Raw genomic sequence first — 12,481 nt, 5'->3', positions numbered from 1 at the left:
GATTACGAAACCAATCCCCGCAACAGTGAAGCCTGGATTAAAATCTGCCTCAGCAACTTAATGCTCAGACGACTCGCCAAACGGTCAATATCTAAACCTGACGATTAATTTATCCTATACCTTCTTAGAAAGAGCTAATTATTGCACTTAGCAGGCGGAATACAGTGCTTTAAGAAGAATCCCGATTGTTTAAAGCCAAGCAGGCCCGCCTCCGGAAGGAAGCGGGCCTGCGTGTTATAAGGCTCCCCGTGCCCTGGGCTGCGCCCTTCGGGCGGGCCGGAGCCGGGGGGATGTTGCGCCGTCGGGCCCTACTTGCCCATCTTCCTGGCTTCGGCCAGCAAGTCCTCGTTCATCTTCACGTATTCGCCGTTGGGCGGCGTGGCGGCCAGGGCGCCTTTCTTCGAAGCCTCGGCGGCTTTGGTCGCGCCGGCGTAGTCCTTCATTTTGAGGCGGATTTTGGCTTCCGTGTTCAGGTTCCAGAACTTGGTGGGCTCGGCGGCGTTGGCTTTCTCCATCCAGGCCAGGGCTTGCTTCAGGTCTTTATTGTTGTCGTAGTAATACACGGCGGCCGAGGCGAGGTCGGCGGGGGCGGGGGTGGCGTTTTTGGTGATTTTCTCGTCAATCTGGGCTAGCACCTTGCTCTCCACATCGGCCGTGATTTTGAACTTGGCGCCGGTCATTTCCCACTCCATCGCCACATTGGCGGTAGCGGGGGTGAGGTCGGTGAAGTCGATGGTGAAGGTTTCGACCTTGCCGGGCAGCTTGTAGGGCTTGATGGTGAAGCGGGCCACGTCCTGGTCGTCCTTGAAGCCGTCCACGTCGGCGCCTTGCTTGAGGCTTTTGTTCAGCACCACGGTCCATTCCGTGGGGCGCGGCACGGTGTAGATGCCGTATTCGCCGGCCGGAATCTTCTTGCCCTCAATCATCACATCGTCCGAAAACTTAATGCTGGTGGTGGCATTGGCCCCGGTGCGCCAGCGCTTGCCATTCGCCACCAGCGTCTTGTCGCCGCCGAAAATGGTGCGGCCTTTCATGCCCGGCCGCGAGTACACGATGGTCACATCGGTCATGCCCACGCGTTGCATCACCGTGCTTTTGGGGCTGGCCTGGGGCGTGGTAATCTGGGCGTTGGCAGCAGGGCTGGCCAGCAGCGTAACAGCGGTAGCCAAAGTGGCGGAGAAACTCAGAAAGTGCTTGCTCATCAGTAAGAGAAAGGGTGAAGGGGGTTGTTGTCGGGCTAAAAATACGAAACCCGCGCTTGGGGCGCGGGTTTCACAATGAATTTTCAATTTGACGAGTGTAAGTTCGGCGATTGTAAACCAACCGGTCAGGCTCTGACCACCTCTGTCTTTGTGTTATCAGTTGAAAGCGGTTAATTCCCTGAGCTTGCAGCAAATCAGTCAGTGAAAATACTTGGCGCATACTTGCATCAGCATCAATTTTGATACCTACGTAATAAGGTAGATTATTCTCCTTAAGCAATTGCCGCGCTTCGGCTAAGCATTCTGAAAACTGGGCGGGGGTGAGGATGGAAAAACTGCCAGATTGAAGCAGCCGATTCCGTTCCGAAGCGGTGAGCGCAAGTAGTTGGGGAAGCGCCCGAATATCCGTTGCCAGATAAGGCAACTCCTGGAGCGTGGCTACTTGTGCGACGGTGAGGGTCATGCCATGGCGTACCGCAACCCTTGCTATAACAATTGCTTGCCATTTGCCAGGCGATTCTGGCATGGCAAAAGAGAGATGGCCGGCATCATTAAGGCCGATAACAGCACCAAAATTTCCACGGTCGCTGCAACACTCGGCATGGCTTGAAGGAAGCTGTTCGTCAGTAGCTACACCCGTGGCAGGTCGTCTCATCTCACCCGACAGGACAAAAGGGAAAACCAACAAAAACAACAAGCCCGCAAATGGCGCTATGTACGGCACCGAAATACTTCGACTGCCATTCAAGTGAGTAACGCTTCTCTTACGTATTGCCATGTCATTAAATACTTACGGCCCTTGCTCCGCTAAAACTAACGAAGCAAGGGCCGTAATCGTGTGTTGCCTGCCAATTCCTAGCTCAGCTCAAACTGTAGCTTCAGCAGGTTCGCATACAGCCCGTTCTCGTTGTCGGCCAGTTCCTCGTGCGAGCCTTGCTCCACGATGCGGCCACCGTCAATCACCAGGATTTTATCGACTTTGCGAATCGTGCTCAGGCGGTGGGCGATGATGATGGAGGTGCGGTTTTTCATCAGTTCATCCATCGCGCCCTGCACCAGCTTTTCGCTTTCGCTGTCGAGGGCCGAGGTGGCTTCGTCGAGTAGCAGAATGGCCGGGTTTTTCAGGATGGCGCGGGCGATGGCCACGCGCTGGCGCTGCCCGCCCGAGAGCTTGATGCCGCGCTCGCCCACCACCGTGTCGAGGCCTTCGGGGAAGGAGGCGATGAACTGCCAGGCGTTGGCCTTGCGGGCGGCGGCGATGATTTCCTCGTCGGTGGCGTTGGTTTTGCCATAGGCAATGTTCTCGCGGATGCTGCCGCCAAAAAGCAGCGTTTCCTGCGGTACGATGCCAACGTGGCGCCGCAATTCGGTCAAATCGTAGCTGCCAATGGGACGGCCGTCGATGAGGATTTCGCCGCCGCTCAGCTCGTAAAACTGCATCAACAGACTTACGATGGTGCTTTTGCCCGCGCCGCTGGGGCCCACCAGCGCAATTTTCTCGCCGGCCGCGATGTCGAAGGAAATGTCCTGCAACACCGGCAAATCGGGCCGGGTGGGGTAGCGGAACGCCACGTTGCGGTACTCAATATTGCCCTGAATGGCCAGGGCCGGCTGGCTGCCCGGCAGCGCCAGGTGCGAGGGCTCGCTGCTTTCATCCAGGATTTCGAGGATGCGCTCCGAGGCGCCCAGCGTGCTTTGCACCTTGCCGTACATCTCGCCCAGGCCGCCCACCGACGCGCCCACGAAAGTGGTATAGATGATGAACGACACCAGCTGGCCGATTTCCAGGTGGTCGGGGTCGGTGATGGGCGTGTGGACCAGCGTAGCCCCGCGCCACAGCACCAGAATGATGCCGCCAAACAGCCCAATAATCACAAACGAGACAAAGGCTCCGCGGTACAAATTGCTCTTCAGCGCGGCCCGCACGGCTTTGCCCAACGACATATTGTAGCGCCCGATTTCAAACAGCTCGTTGGTAAAGGCCTTCACCGTATTGATGGCTTGCAGCGTTTCCTCCACGATGACGTTGGTTTTGGCCAGCTCTTCCTGGGTGATTTTAGACTGCTTGCGAATCTTCTTGCCGAACACAAACGCCGCCAGCACCAACACCGGGAACGTGGCCAGCATGAACAGCGACAGTTTTACCGACGTCACCATAATGAGGATGGTGCTGACCACCAGCGTCACCACCTGGCGGAACAGCTCGGCCAGGGTGAGCGAAAACGTGTCCTGAATCATGCTCACGTCGGAAGTAATGCGCGAGGTGATGGCGCCGACGCGGTTTTTCTCGAAGAAGGGAATGGGCAGGCTCACGAACTTGGCGTAGAGCGCCTGCCGGATGTCGCGCACCGTGAACTCGCTCACCTGGGTGAAAAACCAGATGCGCCCAAACGAGAAAAACCCCTGAAACAGGATAACGCAAAACAGCAGCAGCGCAATGCGGGTGATGGTGAGCTCCAGGCCACCTGGCAGGCTGAATACCTTGCCGTTAGCGGCATCCACGAGCTTGCCCGCCACCCACGGGAAGGCCATGAACGTCGCGCTGCTCAGCGTGAGCAGCACCATGCCAACGATGAACTTGGCACGGTAGGGCAGTACATAGCGGAAAATCCGCATGCCGCGCTGGAAGGCTTCTTTGGTAAGCTTGGGTTTCGGGGCATCCGGCGCCAGGTCGGAGCCGCTGGTATTCATTCCACTGCGGGCCATAATCGGTATCTGCTAATTGCTAATAATAACGCGGCAAGATTGCCGGCCGGGCGTGAGGCAACGATGAAGCCGCGCCCCACTGCTGCGGGGCGCCGCCGCCCGGGTGGCACCAGAAATTAGTGCTTGGGCTTTGGTTTGGGCTTGGTGTTCAGCTCCACTTTCATGTCGCCGGCCCCGCCAAACGGCACGGGCAGCTGAATAAGCACGGGCAGCGGGTGGCCGCGCCGCATGGCGGGCTGCCAGCCCGTGAGCAGCGGCACCACGCGCAGGGCTTCGGCGTCGCACTCCGGCGAGAGCGACTTGGCCACCACGGGGTTGCTCACGGTGCCATCGGCGTTGACGGTGGCCGTGACCAGCACCATGCCGCTGAGCTGCTGGGCGCGGGCCGCGGCGGGGTAATTAACGTGTTCGAGGAAGAACAGGCCCAGCGCCTGCTCGCCGCCGGGGTACACGGGGGCCCGGTCGGGGCGGTTGATGGGCGAATTGCGCTGCACCTGCATGTGGCCGGCCTGCAGCACAATGGGCTGCTGGGCCGGGGCCGGCGTGGCAGGCTCCTGGGCCCAGGCGGTGGCGGGACCAAGTAGAGCGAAGGCTAGAAGTGCTTTTATCATGAAATGGCTTGCCTTAAGCTTACGCCCTGGCAATAAGGAGTGGAATGAACAGAAACGCGCTGGGCGCGACAATACTTCAAACACCCGCTACCCGGCGAGGTTCAATTGGCCGGCCTCGGCGGGGCGCGAGATGGCCAGCAGGCCCAAATACACCAGGGCGCCGTTGAGCAGCAGGATTTCGAAACCGAACTTGTAGCCGTTCAGCCACTCCACCGAGTGCGACACGATGAGCAGCGTGAGCAGCACAGCCGCCGTGCAGGTGGGCAGCACCAGCCGGTCGCGCAGCTGCCGCCGGGTGAGAATGCCGAAGGCAAACAGGCCCAGCAGCGGCCCGTAGGTGAAGCCCGCCGCCTTGTACACGGCATCAATCAGGCTTTGCTCGTTGAGGGCGCGGAAGATGAGGATGATGACGATGAGCACCACCGACCAGCCCAGGTGCGTGAGCTGCCGCAGCTGCGTCTGCCGGGCCTCGGGGTATTGTTTGATGTTCAGAAAATCGACGCAAAACGACGTGGTGAGGGCCGTGAGGGCTGAATCGGCGGAGGCGTAGGTGACGGCGATGATGCCCAGAATGAAGATGATGCCGGCCGTGAGCGAGAACTGCGTGGTGGCGAGGTAGGGAAAAACCTTGTCGGTGTCGAGGGTGCCTTTCAGGTTCAGGAGCTGCGGCAGCTGCTCCAGATGCAGGCCGCGGGCGGCGGCGTATTTGTACATCAGCACGCCCAGGGTGAGGAACAGAATGTTGACGCACACGATGACGGGCGTGAACCAGAACAGGTTTTTCTGGGCCTCGCCGAGGCTGCGGCAGCTCAGGTTTTTCTGCATCAAATCCTGGTCGAGGCCGGTCATCACGATGGTGATGAACATGCCGGAGGCGAACTGTTTCCAGAAGAACTTATCGTCCCGGAAATCCGAGAAATATACCTGCGACATCGGGCTTTCGCGCACCGTGCTGATGAGCTGCTTGAAGGAAAAATTCAGCGCGTCGGCCATGAAGTAGATGCTCAGGGCCACGCAGCTCAGCATGGCCAGCGTCTGGAAAGTATCGGTCCAGAGAATGGTTTTGAGCCCGCCCTTGAAGGTGTAGAGGTAGATGAAGAAGATGCTGACCATCACCGTCACGGCAAACGGCACGCCCATGGCATCAAACACGGCCAGCTGCAGCACGCCGGCCACCAAGTACAGCCGCAAAGCCGAGCCCAGGGACCGCGAAATCAGGAAAAACAGCGCGCCCGTCTTGTAGCTCCAGTAGCCAAACCGCTGCTCCAGGTACGAGTAGATGCTCACTAAGCGCAGCCGGTAATAGAGCGGCATGAGCACGGTGCCAATCACGACGTAGCCGGCCACAAAGCCCAGGGCCACGGCCAGGTAGCTCCAGCTTTTGCCGTACACGTTGCCCGGCACCGAAATGAAGGTGACCCCCGAAAGCGAGGTGCCAATCATGGCAAAGGCCACCATGTACCACGGCGCGTTGCGGTTGGCCACAAAAAAACTCTCACTCGTGGCCCCGCGCGAAGTGAGGATGGCAATGATGATGAGGACGAAGAAGTAGCCCGCAACCAGGCTCAAAACTAAAGTTGGCGACATGTGAGCTAGGGCAGGAGGGAATGGGGGTAGGAGGGTAAGAAGTTTGGAAAGAGAATTAAGGGCAAAGGTCGTTAGAATAACTCATGCCCTCTCACCCTCGCACCCTCTTCCCCCAGAAACCCTACTCCCAGTCGCGCCAGCGCAGTACCTCGCCCACGGCGGGCGTGTGCAGCTCGCCCCGCAGCATGCCACCGGCTGCCACTTCGGTGAGCTGCCGCAGCGGCTCCGAGGCGGGCTCATCGGCCAGGGCGAAGGTGCCGTAGTGCATGGGCACGACGTGGCCGGCGCGCAGCACGTTCACGGCCTTGGCGGCTTCGTGGGGGTTGACGTGGCTTTGGGCCATCATGTAGGCCGGCTTGTAGGCGCCAATGGGCATCAGGGCGATGTCGATGGGGCCAAAGCGCTGCTCGATGGCCTCGAAATGGTCGTCGTAGGCGGTGTCACCGGCGAAGTAGATGAGCTTGTCGGCGGCTTTAATCAGGAAGCTTCCCCACAGTACCTGGTTCAGGTCGGTGAGGCCGCGCCGGTGCCAGTGCGAGGCGGGCAGGTAGGTGATTTCGAGCGGCGAGCTTGGTCCCAGGTCGTATTGCTGCCACCAGCCGGCCTCCTGCACCGGCAGGCCGGGCACCATATCGCGCAGCAGTGGCCCCATGCGCAACGACGACAACACCCGCATGTGGGGGTTTTGCCGGGCCAGCAGCTTGATGGATTTCTCGTCGAGATGGTCGCGGTGGCCGTGCGAAAGCAAGAGGAAATCGATGCTTCGAATGGCTTCGGGCAGGCAGGGGAGGGCGTGGCGGTGCCGTAGCCCCAGCGAGCTGAACAGCACGGGGTCGAATAGCAGGCTCACGCCTGCCACGCGCAGCAGGAAACAGGAATGGCCCAGCCACACCAGCATGTCTTCGGTCGAAGCAAATGCCGCCGCACAGTCCACCACGGTCGGCGCCCACGTGTCGCGCTTCTTTTCCTCCTTCTGCGGGTTGGCCGAGAGCTGCCATTTCAGCAGATTGGCAAAGCTGGGCTCAAACAGCTCCTCGCCGTTGGCAAATTCGTTGCCGAACAGCTTATTGCCGGGGTAGCCCGGCTTGACGGTTGGCAGGGCGTCGTTGCGGAGGTAAGAAATCGGCTTGGCCATCGGTGGTTTTAGAGAATCAGAAGCAGCCAAAGAAACGGCCCAGCTCCCCAAGTGTTTTACCATCGGCCCGCCGGCCGCCGGCAAATTACCAGAACGCGCTCAACGCAAAACGCCCCATCGGCAACCGTTGGGGCGTTTTGGGGCCATTAAGTAGCCGTTCGAGAGTTAGCGGGTTGCCAGGCGCTCGTTGCTGGTTGCCAGCCAGAATGCTGTCTTCACACCAATAACTGGCAGCTAATGCCTAACAACTTATTTCGCGGTTATTGCGGCAGCGTCAACAGGTAGCCAATCGTGAAGTTGGCATCCCAGTCGAAAACGAACTGTCGGCAGCCGGTGGCCTCGGCGATGGATTGGTAGATGTTGAGGCCGGCTTTTGATTTGGCATTGTCGAGCTGGTAGGCGCTCGGGGCATCGAGCACGGTGTAGCGCTCCTTGCCCTTGCGCACCTTCTTGGCCAGCTCAAACGGCACGCCGCCAATGATGAAGCAGGTCCCGCGCAGGTCGGCCGGCACCTGAGCAACTTTGGCTTTCACGTCGGCGGCCACGGTGGCATCAGGGGTGGCTTTCTCGAAGTACTTGGCCCCGAAGGTTTCCACCGCTTTAGGCTGGTTGCCGTCGAGCCACGAAATCTTGGTGTTGCCCGAGCCGATGTCCGCCACAAACGCCCGGTCGGCAAACGAGGCGGGCAGCACCGAGCGCAGGCCCAGCATGCCTTCCTTTTCGGGCGTCACGGTGTTCACCACGTAGTTCAGGCTTTTCAGCGCTTTCACGATTTTGCCGGTTCCTTCGGCTTTCAAGGCCCCGGAGCTCACCACGAAATGAATGTCGCGCCCGCCCACGCCATAGTCCAGCATCTGGCCGATGTAGGCCTTGAGGCCCTTGCGAATGTCTTCGTCCGACGCCATGTTTTCCATCACCAGGCTGTTGCCAAAATCAGCCTTCTCCAGCTTCCAGGTGCGCTGCTTGTCGATGCGCACAATGAAGGAGTTGAAGCCGCTGGCGCCCAGCTCCACCACGCCTTTCAGCTTGCCATCAACCGGCGCGGGGGCCGCGTAGGTAAAGGCTGGCCGGGGGCCGGCTGCGGGCGTTTCGGCCGGCGTGGCTGGAGGTGTTGAGCCGCGCGGTGCATCAGCCACCGGGTCGATGCCGGAACGGGCCGTCTGGACCAGCTCCGGGTTGGTGGCCGTGAACCGGCGAATGCCGAAATACAAGCCAATGAGGATGATGGCCGCGATAATGGCCTTACTCGCGAAGGTGAGACGCATACGAAAGAAGTGAGGCGGTGAAGGAAATGTTGCGAATGCAATGTTACTCGAAGAGCGGCAACTTGCTCTAGGTCTTCCGGATTTCGTCCTTCAGGTGTTCAATCAACTGCACAAACTCGGGCTTGGCCTGAATGCCGGGCTGCCAGGCCAGCCCCATTTCGGCCAGGTTGTACTGGTGCTTCTGGCTGATGGTGGCGCCCGCGAGGCACTGCCCGGCGGCATCGCGCTCGGGCCCCAGCAGCCAGAGCGTATCCGAAAGCGCAGTGGTGGTGGCCAGGTCGTGCGACACGATGACGACGGTGTTCAACTCGTCGGAAGTCGTCACTTCGATGATGATTTTCTTCACCTCGTCAATCATCGCGATGTCGAGGCCGGAGAAGGGCTCATCCAGAATGATGAGGTGCTCCGAACAGAGCAGCTGCTGGGCAATAGCGGCCCGCTGCCGTTGCCCGCCCGAGAGCATGGCCGGGTACTTGCGCCGATGCGGGGCCAGGTCGAAACGGATGAGAAAGTCCTGGGCTTTGGCCTTGGCATCGGCCGGGGAATGCTTGCGGCCGGCGGCCACCAGCAGGTTGTCGAGCAGGGTGCGGTGGTTGAACAGCGGGTAGCGCTGCTGCACGAAGCCCACGTCGCCGGGGCACACGGGCCGCTGCGGGTTGGCCACCATCACGGTGCCGGTGCTGGGCGGCAGCAGCCCCGCGATGATGCGGCACAACACGGATTTGCCGACACCCGAGCGACCGTAGAAGCCCACCACCTGCCCCTGGTTCACGCCGGGCCGCACCACATCGAGCACGTCGAGGCTGATGTCACGCAAAATAACTTCGCCACCGAATTGCATCGAAATGTCCCGCAGCGTCAGGATGGGCTCTTTGTAAGTGTGGTCAACCATTATTTCGCTACGCTGAGGTCGGAGTATGGGAAGAACATGCGGCGCAGAAACTCAAACAGGTAATCCTGCAAAGCCCCCGTGGCCAGAATGACCAATTGAATGGCCACCACCCCGGCCAGATGCAGGTAGCGGTTCTGCTTGTACAGCAGCAGGCCGATGCCGCCCTCGCTCTGATAAAGGGTTTCCACGAGCGTAATCATGGTCCAGATGATGGCGAAATTCTGGCGCACCACTTCGAGCATCTCATCCAACTTGCCCAGCACCACCACTTCGTAGAAGCTGCGCCACTCGCTCATGCCCAGGGTGCGGGCGTGGTCCATTTCCTCCTGCGTGGTGGTCAGAATCACGCTCGTCATGCCCGTGACCAGGTACACCGTGGCCCCGAAAATGAGCACCGAAAGCTTGACCTGGTGGCCGGAGCTCACCATCAGGGCCATGAAAAAGGTGAGGCCCGTCAGCGTCAAATAGCGCATCTTAGAGGCCGCATAGGCGATGGGCCGGAAGAAGGGCAAGGCCGTCAGATAGGCAATCACCAAAGCCAGAACGGTGGCAATGGCCAAGGCGCCCAGCGCCGTGGTCAGGCTGGCCCACAACTCCTGAATCAGCCCCTGCGTCGTCACCAAATCCTTGAAAGAAGCCAGCACTTCTCCCAAGGTCGGGAACAATTGCAAGGGGTAAAACAGCCACAGCAGCAGCAAAAACACCACCTGGCAGGCCACCATGGTGAAAAACACCGAGGGCCGTGGCTTGGCGTTTGGAACGAATAAGTCTTTTAACATAGCGTGCCGGAATGGTATTAAGGGAGAACGTTATGCTGAGCGGAGCCGAAGCGTCCCGACTGCAATAGTAATCACTTACTTCAGCAGTCGGGATGCTTCGGCTCCGCTCAGCATGACGTTCTAAAAAATCATCACTCCTTAGTTGCCCAGCACGATTTCCACGCGGCGGTTTTTGGCTTTGCCGGCTGGGGTGGTGTTGCTGGCCACCGGCTCGGTGGCGCCGTGGGCGTATACCTGGACGCGGCCTTCGGGGAAAGCGCTGGGGCTTTTGCGCTCCAGCCACTGGCGCACGGCCATGGAGCGGTCTTCGCTCAGCTGCTGGTTGGCCTGCGGGTCGCCGGTGTTGTCGGTGTGGCCGTGCACGGCCACTTTCAGGCTGCCCGCCACCACCAGGTCATCAAACAGCTGGTTCAGCTCTTTCTGGGCCGAAGGCGTGAACGTGCTCTGGCCCGAGTTGAACTCGATATTCCAGGCGCGCTGGCTCACGTTGCGGCGGATTTCGTCACCAGCGGCAAATTTCTGCGTTTCGGCCGGGGCCACGGTTTTGCCCTTGTACTGGTCCTGAAGTTTCTTCAGCAGCGTCAGGTCCAGCATGTCATTCAGGGGCACGTAGCTGGGCAGCTCCTTGGGGTAGAGCTTGCTCTGCACGTCGCCAAAAGCCTTATAGACCGAGGCGTAGATGTTGGTGCCGCCCTCGTTCAGGCCGAACAGGTTCAGGTTGTCAGCGAAGTTGAAGGCCTTGCTGCCGCCCAGCTCCACCACGTCGCCGTTGCGGTCGGCCTCACTCACGCCCTTGTAATACTTCAGCCAGTACGCGCCGTTTTTATCCTTATCGCCGTACACGTCGGCCGAAATATCGGCGGCGCGGCTCAGGGCTTCGGGGTGCGATTTTACCTGGTCGCCGGCCACGGCGTGGGCCAGAATAATGCCTTCCACTTCCTTCTGGTGGGCATCGTACCAGCGCTTGGTCGTGACCATGATGTTGGGCATCTGGTTCGAATATTCTTTAGTCGAAACGATGCTCACCAGCCCGCCTTTTTGCTTGGCAATGTTCACGTCGCCGGGCGTCCAGGTCGCCACGGCATCGGCCACCACGTCCACTTTCACGCCGGTGTTCTTACCGTCCACAATCTTGTCGCGGCTCTCCGGCTTGCCTAGAATATATTTCTCCGCTGCCACCAGAAAGTCGCTGGCCGACATGAAGTTTACCGCCTGCGGGTCGTAAGTCGTCTCGTCGGGATTTACTTTCAGGCCGTTGTCCGAGCACCACTTCAGGGCGATGTTCTGGTCGCCGTCGCGCAGGTAGCAGGCCACTGTTTTGCCCAGGGCCAGCTTGGGGTTGTCGAGCCATTCCTTGGGACCCATCAGCTTGTCTTCGCCGAAGCTTTTGCCCACCGAGTAAGGAATGATTTGCAGCTGCGTACCGGCCTTTTTCAACTCTTCCTGCACGGCCGAGAAGCCGGGCAACCCGTCGCCCATGATGCTCACAATCAGGCCCGGCGTGGCGGGGTTGGCCGAAAGGTCGGCCGCATTTTTTACCAGGTCGGCCTGCATCTTGCTCACGTCGTCCTGCCGTACAATCTGCATGTCGAGGCCGTTGGCGGCCATGGCCGAGCCCGACGTGGTGCGCGGGCCACCATTGGCCAGCATACCGGCCATCTGGCTGTTCCAGGCCATTACTTCCCACACCACGGGCGTGCCTTTTTCGGCCGGAGCGGTGCCGGGCAAGGCGGCCAGTGGCACCACTACGTTCACGCCGTTGCCGCCCGAGGCAGCCGGTAGCTCAATCGAGTTGAGCAGCACCGATTCAGTGGCCGCTTTCTTGAAAAGAAGGTTGCTGGAAGTGAGCTTATTAATGCCGAAATACAGCGCCACGATGACGATGATGGCAATGAGAACTTTACCGCGAGTGGTCATTAACTAATGTGTTGATTTGCTGAGTGGATTGATTTGCTGATGCCAGGGGTGCTGGTTTTTAGGGGTGCTGATTATTTTCAGTGAGCGCATCAGCGCACCTAAAAACCAGCACATTAGCTTAATCCAGTAGCTTGCCGTAGGCGTCGTCCGTGGCCTGCCGGGTGGTGGACACGTTCATGCGCACCGGTGGCTCATTGTCCATAATGGCGTTGAACTCGCCCTTCTGGTACTTGTCGAGCAGGCGCTGGCCCTTTTCGCTCATCACGCCGTTCTGGATGTCCATCTCCTTCACGAACTCCTGGCTGTAGCGCATGGCCTGCTTGATTTGGCCGAGCTGCTGGGCCATGTCCTGGGCCACGCGGTCGGTGGCCAGGTCGAAGAAGTACT

At 59.7% G+C, this 12,481-nt stretch carries 10 protein-coding genes and 1 pseudogene; all 11 read right to left on the bottom strand.

Features of this window, described 5'->3' with window-relative positions:
* Positions 1–308: 308 nt before the first annotated feature.
* On the bottom strand, positions 309–1,202 hold the full coding sequence (locus J4G38_RS24170) for a DUF2911 domain-containing protein (RefSeq protein WP_210521434.1): 894 nt from the start codon (positions 1,200–1,202) through the stop codon (positions 309–311).
* A gap of 70 nt (positions 1,203–1,272) precedes the next feature.
* On the bottom strand, positions 1,273–1,980 hold the full coding sequence (locus J4G38_RS24165) for a hypothetical protein (RefSeq protein WP_210521435.1): 708 nt from the start codon (positions 1,978–1,980) through the stop codon (positions 1,273–1,275).
* Between the two features lie 77 nt (positions 1,981–2,057).
* Entirely contained in the window at positions 2,058–3,908 is a 1,851-nt protein-coding gene (locus J4G38_RS24160) for an ABC transporter ATP-binding protein (RefSeq protein WP_226163776.1), read from the bottom strand.
* A 116-nt stretch (positions 3,909–4,024) separates the two neighbouring features.
* Positions 4,025–4,519, bottom strand: a complete 495-nt coding sequence (locus J4G38_RS24155; RefSeq protein ID WP_210521436.1) for an energy transducer TonB — start codon at positions 4,517–4,519, stop codon at positions 4,025–4,027.
* An 87-nt stretch (positions 4,520–4,606) separates the two neighbouring features.
* Entirely contained in the window at positions 4,607–6,106 is a 1,500-nt protein-coding gene (locus tag J4G38_RS24150; protein ID WP_210521437.1) for a sodium:solute symporter, read from the bottom strand.
* Between the two features lie 121 nt (positions 6,107–6,227).
* Positions 6,228–7,241: an MBL fold metallo-hydrolase gene (locus J4G38_RS24145; RefSeq protein WP_210521438.1), complete on the bottom strand. Its 1,014-nt coding sequence runs from the start codon at positions 7,239–7,241 to the stop codon at positions 6,228–6,230.
* A gap of 260 nt (positions 7,242–7,501) precedes the next feature.
* A complete protein-coding gene (locus tag J4G38_RS24140; RefSeq protein ID WP_210521439.1) occupies positions 7,502–8,506 on the bottom strand; it encodes an acetate and sugar kinases/Hsc70/actin family protein in 1,005 nt (334 codons plus the stop codon).
* A gap of 67 nt (positions 8,507–8,573) precedes the next feature.
* The gene (locus tag J4G38_RS24135; protein ID WP_210521440.1) at positions 8,574–9,398 is read right to left on the bottom strand and encodes an ATP-binding cassette domain-containing protein; all 825 of its coding nucleotides are present in this window, start codon (positions 9,396–9,398) and stop codon (positions 8,574–8,576) included.
* Positions 9,398–10,177, bottom strand: a complete 780-nt coding sequence (locus J4G38_RS24130; protein WP_210521441.1) for an ABC transporter permease — start codon at positions 10,175–10,177, stop codon at positions 9,398–9,400. The genes J4G38_RS24135 and J4G38_RS24130 overlap by 1 nt, the downstream gene beginning before the upstream one ends.
* 138 nt (positions 10,178–10,315) lie before the next feature.
* Positions 10,316–12,094, bottom strand: coding sequence for an OmpA family protein (locus J4G38_RS24125; RefSeq protein WP_210521442.1), 1,779 nt, complete (start codon positions 12,092–12,094; stop codon positions 10,316–10,318).
* A 118-nt stretch (positions 12,095–12,212) separates the two neighbouring features.
* A pseudogene (locus J4G38_RS24120) lies at positions 12,213–12,481 on the bottom strand (hypothetical protein); the annotation flags it as partial.

Origin of the sequence: Hymenobacter terricola (genome assembly GCF_017921975.2) — a bacterium.
In the GTDB taxonomy this organism is placed as follows: Bacteria; Bacteroidota; Bacteroidia; order Cytophagales; family Hymenobacteraceae; genus Hymenobacter; species Hymenobacter terricola.
This window is presented reverse-complemented; position numbering and strand designations above follow the sequence as displayed.